Origin of the sequence: uncultured Aureimonas sp., from assembly GCF_913775355.1 — a bacterium.
Classification (GTDB): domain Bacteria; phylum Pseudomonadota; class Alphaproteobacteria; order Rhizobiales; family Rhizobiaceae; genus Aureimonas.
The window spans coordinates 16,381-33,340 of record NZ_CAJYIU010000052.1 but is presented as its reverse complement, the minus strand read 5'-3'; the positions used below and the strand labels follow the sequence as shown (position 1 = coordinate 33,340).

Genomic DNA, 16,960 nt, shown 5'->3' with positions numbered 1-16,960 from the left:
AGTCAGCGGCCGGGAGCGACGAGGCGTGTGATGCGCACGCCGATCCGCTCGTCGATGCGCACGATATCGCCCGTCCCCACCATCGCGCCGTTGACGCGGATCGTCACGGGGACGCCATTGTCGGAGGCAGGGGGGGTCAACTCGATCAGCGAGCCGGCCCGCCACGTGGCGACGCTGGCATAGGGAAGCTGGACGCGGGCGAGATCGAAGTCCACCGCCAGCGGCAACTCCGAAAGGTCGAGCGGGTCGCCCCCCTCGGCCTCGTGCAGCGGTCCGTCCTCGTTCTCGGTGGTCATGATGCTCCTCGCGAAGGCCGCCGACGGGGTCGGCTTCGGCCGCTCGGGAGCTTGGGCGCCCGCCGAGATCCAGCCGTCCTGGGTTTGGGTGAGGCGAAAGGCGACGGTTCCCGCGCGCAGCGTGTAGTGGCGGGCGGGGTCGTCGGCCAGCACGACGACGTCGCCTGGCGCGAGGGCCACGAGTTCGCGGCTGGTGAGACGGATCGAGCCAAGCGACAGGTCGACGTCCATCTGCACGGCGGCGGCGAGCGGGCCGGCCGGCGCGGCGGCCACCCCGTCCGCCAACGTTCGCAGGAGGAGCGCTCGCGGTACACCCGCAAGCGCCTCGATCGTGCCGTCGGCGCCCGTGAGACACAGCCGCAGCCATTCCCGCCCCGTCGCGTCGACGCCGGTGGGCGCCCCCTCCTCGGCCAGGGTAAGGGCGCCGGGCAGCGCCTCGAGAGGCCCCAGCATCCGGCGGACCTGCGCAAGCATGCCCGAACACACCGCCCGGCGTAATTCGGCCGGCAACGCCGGGAGATCCGCGACCTCGATGTCCGCACCGGCCAGTTCGCGAAAGGGAAAGTCGAGAGGCTCCACCAGGACGGGGGTGGCCCAGCCGGGCGCGGCAAGAGCGACGACGCCCGCGCTCGCTACCGGCGGGTCGGCCAGCTCGTAAGTCAGGTTGCAGCGGCCCACCTCGCGCGGCGTCCCTGCGCCAGCCACGAACGCGTTCCACATCGCAAGGCCCGCTGCGGCGTCGGCGCCGCCGGCGAACATCTCCGTGGCAGGTTGGAACGCCCTCACGGGCGCCACCCCGTCGGCCCGGCGACGGGCGCGGTGGACCCCGAAGCCGAAGTGGCATCCGGCTCGGCCGCACCGCGCGGTCCCTCGTGGATACGGATCACACGGCGGCCGAAGCGCTGCTGCAACCGGTCGGCCAACGTCTGCGCTGTGTCCATGAGACGCGCGACGTCGGCGCCGGGCTCGGGCGACAGAACGACGTCGAGCGCGTCCGCGCCCATTGTGATGAGGATGCCCGCAAGACCGCTGCCGATGAGAAGCGGCGCATCAAGCGCTATCACGACCGGGGTGCCGGGCGTCGGCGCCCCGCTGCGGCGCAGCGCAGCCTCCACGAGGTCGCAGATCCGCTCGGCACGCTGCGTGGGAAGGGTCGCTGGAGCGAGGGCGACGGCCGTGGCGGCGAGGGGGAAGGGCGGAAGCGGCGGACGCTCGGCCAGGAGCCGGCGACCGGGATCGTCGTCATCCTCCGTCCGGCCCGCCGTCGCCGCGCGCGCAGCCCCCGACGCGTGGCGCTTCAGGCTCTCGCGGAAGCGCTGCTCGCGCCCGTCCTCCGCGCGACCCTGCGCAAGGTCCAGCCCGTGCCCGGCCCGATCCTTGTGGCCGGCGTCCGAGCGGGCATCGCGCCGCGCGAGATCGCCGCCGGGCTCCTCGTGACGCCGACGATGCGCGTCGGCGGGCTGCGCGACGCTGGCGGGCGCTTCGGAACCGGTCTGCACGACGCGCATCACGACACCCTTCGCGAGACGGCGGCGGCCGGGCTCACGGGCGACCTCGCGATCCCGGCCCCGGACGCGCCCGCGCGAAGAGTTCCTCGATTTCGCTTTCCTCGGCATAAGCACGTTCGGCCTCCTGCTCGGCCGTCATACGCTCCGTCAGGATCGTATACTTGTCGCGGACCCGCAGGGCGGCGCGGTAGATCTCGCCCTGGCGCTCGGTCTCGTCTCTCATTCGAACTTCGACGTGGACGGCGCGCTCGCACACGTCCTGCAGGATGCCATGCCCGCGCCGCAGCTTTTCGGCGCTGCCCTTGGTGTCGTCGATGACGTCGAGGTTCACGACCCGGCCGATGATGCCGGCATAGATCGCGTCCTCGCGCGCGTCGAGCGTGCGGCGGCTCTCGGCCTCCTCCTCTTGGGCGAGCGTGCGGCGCGCCTCGGCCTCGGCCAGGGCGGAGCGCCTGCGCTGCAGTTCGCGCAACGCCTGTTCCTGCTTCAGATCCTTGACCTTCAGAAGCGTCCTCATCTGGCCGATCATGATCTCTGCCCTCCCCTTACCGCGTCACCAGAGCCAGCTTGTCGAGCACGGTCTGATAGCTGTCGAACTCGTCGGTGGCCTGCTGGAGAAAGCTGTTGATCGGCTTGTGCTTGGCGATCGCGAGATCGGCCTCGGCGTCCGAGCCGGGCTTGTACTCGCCGACCTTCACCAGGAGTTCCACATCGGCATAGGCGGCGAGCCACTGGTTGATGCGGCTCGCCATCTGCCGGTGCTCGCGCGTCGTGACCGCGCCCATGACGCGACTCTTGGAGGCAAGAACGTCGATCGCGGGATAGTGGTTGGCCGAGGCGAGCCGGCGCGACAGGATAATGTGCCCGTCGAGGATCGAGCGCGTCTCGTCGGCCACCGGCTCGTTCATGTCGTCGCCCTCGACGAGCACGGTGTAGAGCGCGGTGATCGAGCCCTTGTCGTTCATGCCAACCCGCTCCATGAGTTTGGGCAGGTTGGCGAAGACGGACGGGGGGAAACCGCGACGCGTCGGCGGCTCGCCGGCGGCCAGGCCGATCTCGCGCTGGGCCCTGGCGAAGCGCGTGACCGAATCCATCAGGAACAGGACACGCTGCCCCTGGTCGCGGAAATATTCGGCGATTGCGGTCGCGGTGAAGGCGGCCTTGGCGCGCTCCATGGAGCTCTTGTCGGAGGTCGCCACGACGATCACCGACTTCGCCATGCCCTCGGGGCCGAGATCGTGCTCGATGAACTCGCGCACCTCGCGTCCGCGCTCGCCGATCAGGGCCAGCACCGTGACGTCGACGTCGGCACCCTTGACCAGCATGGACAGAAGCGTGGACTTGCCGCCGCCGGCGGCCGCGAAGATGCCCATGCGCTGCCCCTCGCCGCAGGTCAAAATGGCATCCAGCGCACGCACGCCGAGCGGCAGGGGCTTGTCGATCACGCGCCGCTTCATCGGGTCGGGCGGGTCCTGGTAGACCGGATACCAGGCGGCGGGCGCGAAGGGCCGCTCCAGCCCATCCACGAAGTTTCCGAGACCGTCCAGGACACGGCCCTTGAGGCCGGGGCCGACGGCCACCGACTGGACGCGGCCCGTCCGGCGCACCTCGGTGCGCGGGCTGACCCCTTGCGTCTCCCCGATCGGCGAAAGCAGCGCTTCCTCGTCGAGGAAACCGACGCATTCGGCAAGCAGCCGCGTACCGGTTCCACGCGTCACCAACTCCACGATCTCGCCGACCTGGATCTCGCTCACGGCGGCATGGATGATGGTGCCCACCACCTTACGCACGCGACCCGTGACGCCGAAGGGGGAGAAGCGGTCGATCCCGGCGCGCAGCCGAACCGGCGTGCCGTCGAGACGGTGCGCGAGGCGAAGGGCACGTTCGGCCCGCAGCTCCGCCGCGCCGGACGCGACGTCCGGTGAGGAGGGGCGCGTCACGCGGCGCGCTCCGTTTCGGGAGGCGCCTCGGCTCCCGATCCCGATCGCGCGACGAGTTCGCCGGCCCCGATGCCGCGCAGCAGCGCCTCCAGATCGCCAAGGCCGCGCGCCAGATCCGCCTCGACCCGGCCGATCGCCGTTTCCACCACGACGGAGGGCGCCACGAGCGTGTCGTCGGCCACGATGTCGAGAAGCTGGAGCTCGGGAAAGTCGGCACGGATGCGATCGACCTCGCCGCGCAGTTCGGCGAACTGAGAGCGCGCCACGCGCAACTCGGCCCGGTGCTCGCGCCGCATCTGTCCAAGCGCGGCGCGCACGAGACGCAACGCCGTTTCGTTGTCGTCGAAGTCGTCGAAGATGCGGCGCACCGCAGCCACCACCAGCGCGGCGAGATCGTCCTCGATCCGGTCCAGACGCGCGTCCAAGACTACGTTCTCGCGCAGCAGGCGCTCGGCGGCTTCGATCTGTGCGGCGGCCAGGCCATCCCGGTATCCGCGCTCGCGCTCGGCCTCGAAGGCGGCCTCGGCACCGGCCAGGATCTCGACGGCGCGCCGCTCGGCCTCGGCCACGAGCGCGGTGGCGGCCGCCACCGGCTCCAGCTCGGCGCGCTTGAGAACGTGGGCGCCGCCCGCCAAGGCGAAGCCGAACTCCTTCAACCGATAATAGCCGACCACGCGGGCACCCTTCGGGACACGAACTTCACGAGATGCGCTTCCAGCGCTGGGGCGATCGGGGGCACTCCGTGGCTGTCGAGCCCAAGCCGCCTGCGCGCGAAGTCGCCCAAGGGCGGCGAGGCGGCGTCGAGGCACGACAGGAGTACGTCGTAGCCGTAACCCGTGGCGGCCCGGCGCCCGTCCGCCTCGTCGGCCTGCATCATCGTCGCCCACGCCTCGTCGCCGGCATCGAGAAAGGCCAGCGAGGGGTGGAGGGTCGGCACCTCCTGCGTGGCGATGCGGGTCGTCTCGGCGCCCAGAGCGCTGCGCGCATGGGCGCGCTCGGCGCGCAGAGCCAGGCGCAGAAGACGACGGTGCCAGACCGCGCCCGCCACGAGCAATGCCACGGCATCGGTCTCGACGTGCGGCCGCGTCGCCACCAGGACCGCCATGCGCCCGCTCGCCCGCGCGACGAGCTCGCCCATGACGACGGCCGACAGGTCGGACCGTTCGCATCCCGCCGACAGGCCGCGGCGAAGCGGCCCGCGAAAGGTCGCCACCCGGGCGAGCGCGCGCAGATCCGGCAGGGTGATTACCCCGGCCCGCTTCAGCGGCACGACCGCCTCCGTTTCGCCAAGAACCGCCTCGGCCAACATGCAGGCGAACGGAAAGGCGCGCAGATCGAGGCCCGCATCCGCCGCAAAGCCGGTCATGACGCACGCCCCGCGCTCACGAGGGCTCCATCAGGGCGTTGCCGGGGTCGACCGCGGGCGCCGCGCGGACGGTCCGTCGGCGACCACGCAGGAAATAGACGAGCCCCGCCACCGAGCCTGTCAGGAGCAGGAGCAGCGTGCCGGCCAAGGCATAGACCATCATGCGCACGCCCCCCGCGTCGGCCTCGGGCACGCTCAGTCCGGGGAGGACCGACACCATGCGCGTTTCCGTCTGGAGCGGGGCGACCTCGGTAGGCGCAGCCTCGGTCAGCACCACCGCGACGGCGGCGTAGTCGAGGCCCTGGATGGCGCTCGACACGAGCCGGCGGATCTGGGGCACGAAAAAGTCGAGGTCGACGTTGGGCTCGTGCTTGATGAACACAGCGGCCGAACTCGGGCGCACCGGCTGGCCGAGCTGGGGCTCCTCGGGCAGGACGATGTGGACGCGCGCCGACACGACGCCGTCGATCTGGGACAGGGTCTGCGCGACCTCCTCGCCGAGCGCGTAGATGTAGCGGACGCGCTCCTCGAAGGGCGAGGAGATGATGCCCGACTTCTCGAAGATCTTGCCGATCGACTCGCGCGTGTTGCGCGGGTAGCCCTTGTCGTTGAGCAGCGCGATGGCGCGCAGCATGTCATCCTTCTCGACCCGCACCGTGAAGGCCTCGCCGAGGGCCGCCTTGTCGGCCGGAATGCCGTTCGCCATCATCACGGCGAGCATCTGGTTGGCCTCGTACTCGGTGAGGTTGGTGTAGAGGTCGGTCTTGCAGCCGGACAGAAGGAGGGCGAGACCGAGAGCCGCCCCGGCGCGAAGGGAACGGCGCACCGCGCCGCTGCGGCCCTTCACCCTCACTGGCCCTTCATCAGCGTGTCGAAGACCTGCGTGGTCTTGCCCGTGAGCTTGGACGACATGTCGACCATGAGCGTGAAGTTGGTCAGCTCGAGCTGCATCTGGATCAGGCTGGAGGCGTCGGTGCCCGACTTGTCCATGATGGCGCCGATGCGTTCCTGGCCGCCGTCGAAGATGCCGCGCAGCTTCTGCATGCCCTGAAGGATCATGTCGCCCTCGGCGGGGGCGCCCACGGCCGAGGCCGGCTCGAGGCCGAAGCCCGCGCGCGCGCGGTCGAGGGCACCCGCCTCGTCCGTCTGCGCCGCAGGGGCGACGGGCGGCGCGGGGGTGGCGGGCACGAGGCCGGCGTCGCCGCGCACCAGGGCGGCGTCAAAGGCCGCGACGCGGTCGGGCATGGCTTGGATCGCGGGAGTTGCGACCTGGGGAACGGGAACCGCCACCGACGAGACGACCGGCAAGACCATGACGAGAACCCCCCGTTTCAAGCGTCCCGTCCCTGGTCGGTCAGGCCGCATTGGCGCGGACTATAGGTTCGGCAAGGGGATGTGCCTATTCACGCCCGTTCCCCTGTTAGGGCGCAGCGTCCCGAAATCCACCCTTGCGTCGCACGGGTGGATCGGGGCGCCAGATGCCCGCTTTACGGGAAGCTCGCGGCGGCCATCGCGCGAAACGCCGGGTCGGACGCGAACGCGGCGACGTCGCGCAGGAGCAGCTCGCCGCCCTCGCGGTCCGAGCCCTGCATCAGCGCGAGGCCGAGGTAGAGTGAGGCGGCGTCCGAGGGCGGCAGGGCGCGCAGGATAGCCTCGGCTTCGCCGACGCGCGCCTCGGCGAGCGCCACCATGGCGAGGCCGAGGGCGCCGGCCTCCTCGCGCGGGCGGGCGGCGCGCGCGCCCTCGAAGAGGGTGGTGGCCAGCGCCGTGTCGCCACCGGTCAGCGCGGTGAAGCCGAGTTCCACCAGAAGGCGTGTGTCGTCGACGTCGAGAAGGTCCGGGGCGGCCGGCTGCATGGATGGATGCCCGTTCGCTGTCATGCCGCACGCATCTGCATGAGGAGAAGGACGCGCTGGGCGCCGCGCAGGTCGTCGGCCCACTCGGCGCGCCCTCGCGCCAGACGCGCGGCGGCCGACAGGAGGCGCTGGGCGCCGGTCTCATCACCGGTCTCGAAGGCCTCGAGCCCCGCGATCGCACAGGCGCGCGGCACGCGGCTGCCCCGATCGAGGCAGTGGCGCGCGAGCCCGCCCGCCTCGTCCAGGGTCGGACGCTCCAGCGCCAGCACCGCGAGGCCGAGGCAGGCGGCCTCCTCCTGCGCGGGATCGTCCAGGAGGTCGCCGAGGAGCGCGCCCGCGTCGGCGAGGCGCCCGGCCGCCTGCAGGCCTCGCGCCGTCTCGTAGGACCGGTCCGCCACAGGGGGGACGAGGCTCCGCGCGGCGCGGGCCGCGGGCTCCAGCACCGCCTCGCGCAGCGAAAGCAGCGCCGCGCGCGAAGCGGGGCTCGCGGCGGCCAGCGGCTCGCCCATGCCAAGCGCGGGCAAACGCAGGAAGGGCTCTCGAAAAGGGCTCAGATCCGGATCCTCCAGAACGCCGTGGGCTGCGATCCGCATAACCCATCTAAATCGCCTGCGCGGGCGAACGCCTCGTCCAAGCGCGGCGCACTGTATCATACGGCACAGCGGGGCCGCGCGTCAGCCCGCTAGAGGATGACACGCGCAAGGCCCCGCGCAGGGCGGGCGCCCGCGCGACGCGGGAGAACAATGGACGAGCCCGACATCCGATCAGGGACGCCGGCGGCCGGCGCGCTCGCCGAGACCGAGCGCCGGCCCGTGCCCGACATGGAGCCGGTACTGCGCGCGATCTCGCAGGTGGTGGCGCGGATCGAGCGGCTGGACGCTGTGCGCGGCGACGACGAGGCCCGGCTCCTTCTGCGCCGCATGACACAGGCCCCGGACATGGAGCGGTTCGAGCCGCTCGCCGACGCGCTCGCCCGCCGCATCACCGCGCTGCACGAGGGCACCACACCCGCGCACGACAGGCCGCGCCCCGTTCGCCGTCTGCTGAAACTCTAGCGAAGGAGGCTGAACCGATGGCCATCGCCCCGACACCCTCCCAGGGCTGGAGCTCCTTCTTCAGCCAGACCTACGCGTCGCGCCCACCCGCCGGGACGGCGACCGCGAGCGGGGCGGCGCTCGCCATCCCGGTGCAGAGCGGCCTCGACTTCATGACGTTCGGCACCTGGACGCCCGACAGCCAGCGCCTCTACATCCTGGCGAACGGCACTGGCACCCCGCCCATGATCGACCTGCCCGGGAAGAACTGGCAGGGCAGCGTCTTTCGCTACGCCGTGCGGGCGGCCGGCAACGGGGTCGAATCGCTCGAGCGCTTGGACGGCGAGTATGACGACGCGTGGCGGTCGGTGACGTCGGGCACGGTCGACAAGATGCCGAACCGCACCGCGCTGACCGCCGAGACCTTCCGGACCTGGACGGCGCAGCACCAGTCGGCCTACCTGACGGTCGTGGCTGGCGCGCAGGACACGTTGACGCTGCCTGGTGCGGGCGGGACCGCGACTGCCTTCACGCTCAACGGCGGATCGGGCGTGCTGAGCGTCGCGGTCGCGGCCACGGGCCTGGAGCCGACGCCGGGCATGGAGTTCGGCGAGACGCGGACGCCCGGCGGCGAGCAGAAGATCCCTTACTACCATCTGCCCGGCACGGCGTCCGGCGGGGACGGAGCGATCGTGAAGGCGGGCGCCGACGCGCTGTTTCCCGATCTCGACGGCACGAGCGCCGCCAAGCGGCTCGCGGGCCCCAAGCCCGACGGCTTTACGACCCTCGCCTCGTCCTTCAACGAGGACAGCACCCCGACCGACGCCGAGCGGACCGCCATCAGGAACGCGACGGCCAGCTTTCTCCTGAAGTTCAAGGACTGGCACTCCTCGCACCAGATGGAGTGGTTCGTCGCCAACGCGGGCGGCCTGCAGGTCATGGAGAAGCCGCTCTTCACGTCGGGCTCGGACGCCTTGAAGCCGCTTCTCTCGCTGTTCAAGACCTCGGAAACGCCGCCGCGCCTCCTGAACCTCGCCAACCTCTCGAAGGAGGAGTTCGGCTTCCTGCCGAGCGCCGACCAGAAGCTGGTGGCGGGCACGGCCATGTTCGCGAACCTGTCCACCAAGATCGGGCTCGCCGCGATCGCCTACGACAGCGACCGGGCGATCGACACGACCACGGGTGGGGGGGTGATCGTCAAGGAGATCGACGATCTCATCACGAAGGTCAGGAACGGTCTCCCGGACGCCGACGAGGGCGTTTTCGTCGACCAGCTCGCGATCCTGCGCAGCCGCGTCTCGGCCAGCGGTGCCGTGGACGTGACCGGCCTGCGCGCGCAGATCTCCGACATTTCCAAGCGCTACGAGCGAGCGGAGAACTACCACTACTACGGCGACGGGAACGGCGGAGAGACGACGCGCAAGATCACGATCGACGGCGGTGTCGAGGTCAGCATCCCGAGCAGGATCAACAGCATGGATGGGGGCGCCCTGATCAAGCAGGGTTACAGAACGATGATCGCGCAGGAGAAGCTGATCGCCGACAACATGAAGGAACGCGAGGCGGTGGCCAATGGCACCGTGACGATGATGAACGGCAAGAATTTCGACGCGGCGACCTTGATCTACTTCTTCCAGAACAAGTACAATCTCGATCTGGAGGCGGTGGTCACCATCGAGACCGAGGCGGTCAAGCAGCTGAACGCCTATCTCAAGGATTACGCGCTCTGGCAGGACCAGGTGAACTCCACCACCTCGACGGCTTTCTCGAAGGACGACATCGACAAGGGGAACAAGAAGGGCCTCAACGGATGGACCCACGAGCTGCTGACAGCCTACCGGGCCGATCCGAACTCCGAGCGCGGCAAGCTGTTCAAGCTGGCGCTGATGTTCGAGGACTCGAACGGCTATTGGCAGCACCCCGCCGAGGACGAGAAGGGGGCGGACTTCAAGCGCCCGGACAACTTCGACATCTTCATCAGCTACGATGCGCCCAGCAACGACAGCGAGAAGAACACCAACTTCGACGTCACCACGCACACGCAGGGTGAGTGGAACACCTACGCGACCCGTCTCGGCGACAAGGTCACGCAGCTCAACCAGGATAGCCAGCAGCGCATGAACGACATCAACAACAAGGACAAGCAGCGCAACCGGCACTACGACCTCGCGAACTCCGCCCTGTCGAAGATGAACGACGCGCTCCAGAGCATCCTGCGCGCCAGCGGTGGCTGACCGCCCGCTCGCCTTTCCCGCCCAGGTTGCCTAAGCTGGCGCGCGGCCCGTCCCGCACGTCCCGGAGACCCGTTCCATGCGCATCAAATCGCTCGACGTCGGCGTCGAGTCCGTTTCGCTCTGGCAGCAGCAGGACGAGGTTCACCTTCCCGCCGAGGCGCGCGGCGCCCCGACCTTCCTGCCCGAGTACCAGGCGCTCGACACGATCCTGAACCGGCCGAGCCTGGACGAGCGCCTGCCCGATCTCCTCCTGCCCGGCTCGCTCGATCCCGACCTTCTGGAGCCCTCCGTACTCGCGGGAACGCGCGAGGAACTGACCGCACTGTTTCTGGCCGAGGCGCGGGCGCGAACCGGCGAGGACGCGGCCGCGTTCGAGGCGGCGGGCAAGCTTATGCGCGACGATACGGAGCGCGACGGCGACGTGCGCGCGGCGCTCGCCATGCTTCTGCGCGGATGAGGCGAGACCGTCAATGAGCGACGATCCGGCGATCCGGACGAGCGACGATCCGGCCGCGCGGCCGACCAGCGGCGCCACGCGCCTGTCGGCGCGCCAGCGCGACTTCCTGCTTCTCAACATCTACGTCCAGCTTCGCCACGGCTACGGCGACCGGGCGCTGACGCTCGCCGAGGCCATGCGACGGCTCGGCGACGGCTCGTCCGAGGTGATGCTCGCGCGCGCCGTGATCCAGTTCCTGACCGGACGCTGGCGCGAGACGCTTCAACAGCTCGACGAGCTGGACCGCCTGTTTCCGACCGAGCGCTTCGGCGCCTATCGCCTGACCGAGCGTCAGCGGATGCGCCGCTACCTGCGCTCGCGCGCCCTGTTCGAACTGGGCGAGGACGCGAAAGCCCGCGACGCGCTGGAAAGCTACCTCCGGCACGGGGGAAGCGGTGGGGCGGCGGGCGGAGGCTGATCCCTCCCCGTGCGTGCGGCTTCGGCATCGCGCGGGCGCTGTCGTGAACGACACATGCGCGCCGGCCGGCAGGGGCTAGGGATCGATCGGTCCCATCCACCGTCCTGACGCGAGACACCCGATGACGCTCCTGAACGGCTTCTTTCCGTCCGCGACCGAGCAGCCAAACGTCCTGGCGATCTCCGGCGACATGACCGACGCCGCCTTCGACGAGATGGCCAAGAACGACCGGCTCGCCCCCGTGATCGAGGGTTTGCGCAAGGGCCTGACGCTGGCCGACCTCCTGGACCTGACGCCGGCCCATATCGAGGCGCTGATGACGCAGGCCGTCCATCTCGTGCAGGCCGGGCAGTTCGCGCCGGCGCGCGACCTTCTCCTGCGCGCCATGCAGCTCAGCCCGCTCGAGGCACGCTCCAGCTTCGTCATGGGCATGACCTACCAGCTCGAGGGCGACCTTCCCCGCGCCGCCCACTTCTACATGCAGTTCATCGCGCTCGACGCCACCAATCCGGACGGATACCTGCGCCTGGGCGAGTGCCTGCTGGCGGCGGGCGAGCGCGACAACGCCCGCGACGCGCTCAACGCCGCGCGCGCCTTCGCGCTGGACGGCAAGGGCCGCGCTGGCGCGCTCGCCCAGGCCGAGCGGCTCCTGGCCTCGCTCGGCGACGCCTGACCGCGCAACGCCACCTCGCCTCCTCCCCTTCGCGCCACCCCGTCCATCAGGACCTTTCCCATGAGCAACATCTCCAACACCGGCGGCACGCAGAGCGTCCAGTACCCGACCGGCACCGACGCGGCGGTGGCGGCGGCGCGCACGCGAGAAGCGATGGTCGGAGGGGGCGTCGGCAACGCTGGCAACAGCGTGCCGGTGCCGGTGTCCGATCCCCTGACCTCCTCGGACCTCATGGCGAGCCTTGCCGCGCTCGGCTTCGGCATGGAGCCGCGCCAGGTCGAGGTAATGCTGGTCGAGGTCGCGGTGGCGATGCGCGACACCGAGGCGGGGATGCAGAACTCCAAGATCAAGGCCGATCAGGCCAAGCTCAGCGAGCGGCTGAGCGAACAGGGCAAGCAGATCACCGAGATCGAGGGCAAGCGCGCCGAGGCCAAGGAGAAGCAGGAGTCGGCCTCGCTGATCGACAAGATCAAGCTCGCCTTCGAGTGGATCGGCGCAATTCTGGCGATCGCGGCGGCTGCCGTCGCCTTCGTCCTCAGCCCGCTGACCGGCGGCGCGCTGGCGGTGGTGGCCACCCTTCTCGTGATCGCCTCGATCGCGGCGATCGTGTCGGCGACCGACTCCACGGTCACCATGGCGACGGGCCACGGCATCGGCTACCACGCCTGCAAGTCGCTCAACGACACCAACGCGGCGCTCGGCATCGAGAAGCGCTACAGCGAGGACGAGATGCAGGAGCACGACACCGCGTTCAAGATCACGATCGCGGTGATCGGGGCGGTGGCGGGCATCGCGGGCGGCGGCGCCTCGATCGTCACGGCGGGCCGGGCCGCGGCGAGCGCCAGCGTCAAGGTCGCCACCGAGAGCGCCAAGTGGGCCTCGCGCGCGGTCAACGCCGCCGAGGTCGCCAACACGATGGGCACCACGGCCGCCAGCGTCAGCTCCACGACCTACAGCTACCAGGCCACGCAGATCAACGCGGAGGCCCAGGAGCTCGATGCCGACTCCAAGACCGAGGAGGCCTTCATCAACGTCATCAACGACATGATCGACCAGGCGATGGCGCGCCTCATGGCCGCCAGCGACCGATTCAACAACATCATCGACAACGTCATGGAAGCGCGCAACGACCGCGCCCAGTTCCTGGCCCGCGCCCAGTTCGGCCGCTGAACGTCCGCCTCCCTCCTCTTTCAAGGACCGTCACGATGGGCGACACAACCGTTTCCTCGAACTACCGCACGACGACGACCTACACCGCCGACGATGCCGGCCGGGCCGGGGCGCCCGGCCAGGTCGGGAGCGACGCGCAGGTCGGTGCGGGCGCGTCCGGCAACTCGGCGAGCGGCGGCGACCTCTCGCATATCGGCAGCGGCGGCGCGCAAGGGGCCGGCGGCACGGCGCTGAGCGGCGAGCAGCTCGCCCAGCTTCTGGCCATGAACGAGACGAGCTTCGCCGCGCTCGCGGCCTCGGGTAACGATTATTCCGAGATCAGCCGGCTTCTGGGCAGCCTCTTGATCGAGTTCGCCCAGCAGCAGCGCGAATCGGCCATGAATCAGCGCTCGCTCGGTTACGAGAAGGCCAAGACCGAGCTGCTCGGCCAAGCCGGAAAGCTGGAGGATGCGGCCAAGAAGATGAAGGACGGCGCCCTCACCTCACTGATCGTGGGCGTGGTCACGGCGGCCGTGTCGATGGTGGCGAGCAGCGTGTCGCTCGGCGGCCAGGTCAAGGGTATCGCGAAGGCCAACACCGCGCTCAAGAACATCGACACGGCTCAGCAGGGTCTCAATGACGCGACCAACACGGCCAAGATCGCCAAGGGCCTCGGATCGAACCGCAACTTCGACACCGATCTCAACTTCCACCAGAGCCAGGTGAAGACCGCCCAAGTCGAGAACGACGCTCTGGGGGCGAGCACGCAGCGCTTCGCCGCGGTCGGGCAGATCGGCGAGCAGATCGGCGGCATGGGCCGCGCCTCAGCCAGCGGCTCGGAAGGGCTGATGCAGGCCGAGGCCAAGTCCATGGAGGCGGACGGCTCGCGCTTCGCCGCCGAGGCGACCGTTCAGCAGCAGAAGGCCGACATGGGCAAAGAGGTCCAGCAGGCCGCCGAGGAAATGATCCGGCAGATCATCAACTTCGTCAAGGATCTCCAGGACTCCGAGGTCGAGATGATGCGCGCCGTCACGCGCTGAGGGATCGCGGCGCCATGGCCCTGTCCTTTCTCGCGACGGTGGAGGACCTCTTCCGCCGCCTTTCGCTGGGCATGCCGCGCATCGACGCGACCGGCATCGTGCGCCTGCGCGTCGACGCCCTGGCCGTCAACCTGTCGGACGACGGGCGGGGTGCCTGCCGGATCGAAGGGCGCATCGGCACGCTACCGGCCGCCGGGCCGGCGCGGGCGGCCGCGGTGCGGGCGATCCTGCGCGCCACGCCGGGCTTCCTGCTCGCCAACGAGGCGGGCGTGTTCCTGCGCAGCGAAGGTGCGCGCGGCGAGGCGTTGGTCGCGTTTTCAAGCCATCCCCTGGCCCAGAATGCGCCCGAGCGTCTCATAGGACGCATCGAGGATGTGCTGACGCTTGTGGAATTCCATGCACACGCGCTCACTGACACGGGGGCGCCGGCGCGCGCGCAGCGCGCCGCGCGCGAGGAGATCGAGGACGCCGTTATCTTCCGCCTGTGAGGCGCGAAGCGCGGCGCAAACCTCCGGGACGGCACGACGCCTTCCGGCATTCAGGGACGAGGCGATGACGACGCAAGGACTGGAACCGGCGCGCAGCGCAGACGAGACGGCGGCACTGGAGGCGGTGACTGCGGGAGCGCTCGGGCGCGATCTCGGCCTGACGCCCGCCCACCTCGACGTGGCCCTGCGGATCGCGGACGGGTTGCGGCGGCGCGGCGCCCATGCCGAGGCTCTGCGCATGTGCGCAACGATCGTCCTCTGCGAGCCGAGGCGCTTCGAATTCCAGGCCGCGCTCGCGGCCTGCGCGCTGGAGGCCGACCAGCCCTACGTCGCGATCCAGGCCGCCGCCGCGATGATCGCCGAGGCCCCGCGCGACCCGCGCGGCTATCTCCTGTCGGGCAGGGCCTGCCTTCGAGCCGGCGAGTGGGCCGAGGCGATCGAGGATCTCTCCAACGCCGCCGACCGCGCGAACGAGGCCGGACGGGCTGCCGAGGAGTCCGAAGCGCGCAACCTGCTCGCCGGCCTGCGGCAGGCGTCCCAGCAGTCGGCGCCGCGCGTCGGCCAGTTCGCCGGCTGAGCGCGGACCAGGCCGCCCCCTTGCCGCCGACGACCAGCCCCCCGCCCGCGCAGGCCAGCGCACTGGAGCGGCGTTTCCAGCTCGAGCCCGGCGAGAGCGCGACGGTCGTCCGCCTCCTCGGCGAGGCGCTGGCCGGCTTCGGCCCGCAGGGGCACCGGCTCGCAGCGGCGCTCGGCGCGGACACCTCGCCGGCTGCGGCGCTCGGCTTCTCGCGTGGAGCGCTCGAGGCGCTCTACGCCCGCGCCACCCAGTGGTTCGCGGTCGGCCGACGGGAGCGCGCCGAGCCGCTATTCCGCCTCCTCTGCCTCTTGGACGGCGGCGACGCCGACATGTGGGTCGCGCACGGCGTCTGCCTTCACATCGCTGACCGGATCGAGGCCGCCGAACTCGCCTTCCGGACCGCCGCCGCGTTGCGGCCGACCTGGGCAGTGCCGAGCTTCCATCTGGCGGCCATCGCGCTGCGGACCGGCGACGGCGCGGAGGCGCGCCGCCTCAGCGCGCTGTTCGCGGTCCAGGCCGAGGCCGATCCGCTCGTGCCCCTGTCCATGCGCCGCGAGGCCGAGCGCCTGGCGATCGCGGTGACCCATCGCGAGCGGCAGGCCGCGCCGTGAGCGTCGACGCGATCGCCCAAACGGAACTGCGCCAGCTCTTCGCCCTGATCGGGCGCAACATCGCCGGCGATCCGCTTCCGCCCGAGCGGCCCGAGGCGGGTGACGGCGGCCAGCCGGCCGCGCGGGTTCGCCCCGCGGTGATGGGCCTCGCGCCCGCCGGACCGGGCGTGTCGCCGCCGGCCGACCGGGCACCGGCCGAGGCGCTCGACATGGCCGAGCGCACGCCGACCGAGGCGGCGGACCCGCCCTCGCTGGTCTGGACGCTGATCGGCCTGCGTTCCCCGACCGCCCTGCACGCCGAGACGTCGCGAACCGCCGATTTTCCGCCGACGACGGGCGAGATGGAGGTCGGTGGGACGGACCGGAGCGAGACGGCGGCACGCCTGGAGGGCTCGGCGCGGACGGCAGGGTGGATGGGGGAGGACGCGCCCGGCGCCGCACCGTCGTCACCCTCGCTTTCGCCAGCGCGTCTCGCCGCGCTCGCCATGACCGGCAGCGGGCTACCCATAGCCGCGAACGCATCGTCGCCCGCCGCCTCGGCAAGATCCGCAGAGGGCGAAGCCGCAACACCGACCTCGACCGCCGCCCGAATGTCGGCGCCGTCGGGGGTCCGCCCTGCCGACACCGAGCGATCCGCGGCACCGTCCGCGCGCGGGGCAACCGGCGCCCCACCGCGCCCGGCCGCGCCCGAACCGGAGCCCGCCCGCCCCGTCTCGGTTCTCGGCGTCCCGATGTCGCCCGGCGGCTCCGAAGCGCTCGCCACGCTGGTTGCCTCGTCCGGCCTTCTGGCGGAGGGCGGGTCCGCCCAGGCCGAGCGCGCCGGGGTGATCGCGTCCTTCGTGCTCAACGCCGCGATGATACCGGGCTGGCCGCCGCCGCGCCCGATCGAAGCCGCGAGCTTCGCGCGCGCCATGGCGCTGCCCGCGTCACACTTCGAGCAGGAGGAGATGGAGGCGGGCCTCCTGCTTCTCCACGCGATCCGCGACAGCGGGCTGGCGGGGCGGCTTCTCCTGGCGCTGGCCGCGGAGCGACGGCGGCGGCGCCTCCTTGCGGTCCTTGCGCTGCTCGCGGCGCAGGGCCGCGCGCTGGCGGACCTTCTGGCCTCGGGCGCAGCCAACGCCCTGCCCGCGCCCGAGCCGGAAACGGCGGGCGGGCGCCGCCACCTCATGCTGCGCTGACACCGCGCGCGGTGGCGCCGACGTCTCGTGCGGCCCGAACGTCGCGTACGGCACAGCGGACCGTCCGTCCCGAACCTATGACGGAACACGTCTCGC

21 protein-coding genes are annotated in these 16,960 nt (G+C 71.0%); 11 read left to right on the top strand and 10 right to left on the bottom strand.

Features of this window, described 5'->3' with window-relative positions; all coding sequences use genetic code 11:
- Positions 1–2 precede the first annotated feature (2 nt).
- The 10 genes from QZ753_RS04240 to QZ753_RS04195 form a co-directional block, all read right to left on the bottom strand.
- Entirely contained in the window at positions 3–1,055 is a 1,053-nt protein-coding gene (locus QZ753_RS04240; RefSeq protein ID WP_294641447.1) for a FliM/FliN family flagellar motor switch protein, read from the bottom strand.
- 23 nt (positions 1,056–1,078) lie between these two features.
- On the bottom strand, positions 1,079–1,804 hold the full coding sequence (locus QZ753_RS04235) for a hypothetical protein (RefSeq protein ID WP_294641446.1): 726 nt from the start codon (positions 1,802–1,804) through the stop codon (positions 1,079–1,081).
- 34 nt (positions 1,805–1,838) lie between these two features.
- Positions 1,839–2,333 (bottom strand): YscO family type III secretion system apparatus protein, encoded by a 495-nt coding sequence (locus tag QZ753_RS04230; RefSeq protein ID WP_294641445.1) that lies wholly within the window; start codon positions 2,331–2,333, stop codon positions 1,839–1,841.
- Between the two features lie 16 nt (positions 2,334–2,349).
- Positions 2,350–3,744: a type III secretion system ATPase SctN gene (gene sctN / locus QZ753_RS04225; protein WP_294641444.1), complete on the bottom strand. Its 1,395-nt coding sequence runs from the start codon at positions 3,742–3,744 to the stop codon at positions 2,350–2,352.
- Complete coding sequence (gene sctL / locus QZ753_RS04220; protein ID WP_294641443.1) at positions 3,741–4,418, bottom strand: type III secretion system stator protein SctL; 678 nt, start codon at positions 4,416–4,418, stop codon at positions 3,741–3,743. The genes sctN and sctL overlap by 4 nt, the downstream gene beginning before the upstream one ends.
- Positions 4,397–5,110 (bottom strand): hypothetical protein, encoded by a 714-nt coding sequence (locus QZ753_RS04215; RefSeq protein WP_294641442.1) that lies wholly within the window; start codon positions 5,108–5,110, stop codon positions 4,397–4,399. The genes sctL and QZ753_RS04215 overlap by 22 nt, the downstream gene beginning before the upstream one ends.
- Positions 5,111–5,126: 16 nt before the next feature.
- Positions 5,127–5,957: a type III secretion system inner membrane ring lipoprotein SctJ gene (gene sctJ / locus QZ753_RS04210; RefSeq protein ID WP_294641441.1), complete on the bottom strand. Its 831-nt coding sequence runs from the start codon at positions 5,955–5,957 to the stop codon at positions 5,127–5,129.
- Between the two features lie 2 nt (positions 5,958–5,959).
- Positions 5,960–6,445, bottom strand: a complete 486-nt coding sequence (locus tag QZ753_RS04205; RefSeq protein WP_294641440.1) for an EscI/YscI/HrpB family type III secretion system inner rod protein — start codon at positions 6,443–6,445, stop codon at positions 5,960–5,962.
- A 152-nt stretch (positions 6,446–6,597) separates the two neighbouring features.
- Positions 6,598–6,966, bottom strand: coding sequence for a tetratricopeptide repeat protein (locus tag QZ753_RS04200; RefSeq protein ID WP_294641439.1), 369 nt, complete (start codon positions 6,964–6,966; stop codon positions 6,598–6,600).
- Between the two features lie 20 nt (positions 6,967–6,986).
- Positions 6,987–7,475, bottom strand: a complete 489-nt coding sequence (locus tag QZ753_RS04195) for a hypothetical protein (RefSeq protein WP_294641438.1) — start codon at positions 7,473–7,475, stop codon at positions 6,987–6,989.
- A 234-nt stretch (positions 7,476–7,709) separates the two neighbouring features.
- On the opposite strand from QZ753_RS04195, the gene QZ753_RS04190 reads away from it, so the two are divergent.
- From QZ753_RS04190 to QZ753_RS04140, 11 genes are all read left to right on the top strand, one after another.
- Positions 7,710–8,021 carry a hypothetical protein gene (locus QZ753_RS04190; protein ID WP_294641437.1) on the top strand — a complete coding sequence of 104 codons (312 nt, stop codon included), beginning with the start codon at positions 7,710–7,712 and terminating at the stop codon, positions 8,019–8,021.
- Between the two features lie 17 nt (positions 8,022–8,038).
- Entirely contained in the window at positions 8,039–10,234 is a 2,196-nt protein-coding gene (locus QZ753_RS04185) for a hypothetical protein (protein ID WP_294641436.1), read from the top strand.
- Between the two features lie 76 nt (positions 10,235–10,310).
- Positions 10,311–10,691 (top strand): hypothetical protein, encoded by a 381-nt coding sequence (locus tag QZ753_RS04180; RefSeq protein WP_294641435.1) that lies wholly within the window; start codon positions 10,311–10,313, stop codon positions 10,689–10,691.
- A 13-nt stretch (positions 10,692–10,704) separates the two neighbouring features.
- Positions 10,705–11,148 (top strand): hypothetical protein, encoded by a 444-nt coding sequence (locus QZ753_RS04175; RefSeq protein WP_294641434.1) that lies wholly within the window; start codon positions 10,705–10,707, stop codon positions 11,146–11,148.
- A gap of 121 nt (positions 11,149–11,269) precedes the next feature.
- Complete coding sequence (locus QZ753_RS04170) at positions 11,270–11,821, top strand: tetratricopeptide repeat protein (protein WP_294641433.1); 552 nt, start codon at positions 11,270–11,272, stop codon at positions 11,819–11,821.
- Positions 11,822–11,881: 60 nt separating this feature from the next.
- Positions 11,882–12,991 (top strand): hypothetical protein, encoded by a 1,110-nt coding sequence (locus QZ753_RS04165; protein WP_294641432.1) that lies wholly within the window; start codon positions 11,882–11,884, stop codon positions 12,989–12,991.
- 35 nt (positions 12,992–13,026) lie between these two features.
- Complete coding sequence (gene sctB, locus QZ753_RS04160; protein WP_294641431.1) at positions 13,027–14,010, top strand: type III secretion system translocon subunit SctB; 984 nt, start codon at positions 13,027–13,029, stop codon at positions 14,008–14,010.
- A 14-nt stretch (positions 14,011–14,024) separates the two neighbouring features.
- Entirely contained in the window at positions 14,025–14,498 is a 474-nt protein-coding gene (locus QZ753_RS04155) for a hypothetical protein (RefSeq protein WP_294641430.1), read from the top strand.
- Positions 14,499–14,562: 64 nt separating this feature from the next.
- The gene (locus QZ753_RS04150; protein WP_294641429.1) at positions 14,563–15,075 is read left to right on the top strand and encodes a hypothetical protein; all 513 of its coding nucleotides are present in this window, start codon (positions 14,563–14,565) and stop codon (positions 15,073–15,075) included.
- A 20-nt stretch (positions 15,076–15,095) separates the two neighbouring features.
- Complete coding sequence (locus QZ753_RS04145; protein ID WP_294641428.1) at positions 15,096–15,686, top strand: hypothetical protein; 591 nt, start codon at positions 15,096–15,098, stop codon at positions 15,684–15,686.
- The gene (locus tag QZ753_RS04140) at positions 15,683–16,864 is read left to right on the top strand and encodes a hypothetical protein (RefSeq protein WP_294641427.1); all 1,182 of its coding nucleotides are present in this window, start codon (positions 15,683–15,685) and stop codon (positions 16,862–16,864) included. Before QZ753_RS04145 ends, QZ753_RS04140 begins: the two co-directional genes overlap by 4 nt.
- Positions 16,865–16,960 lie beyond the last annotated feature (96 nt).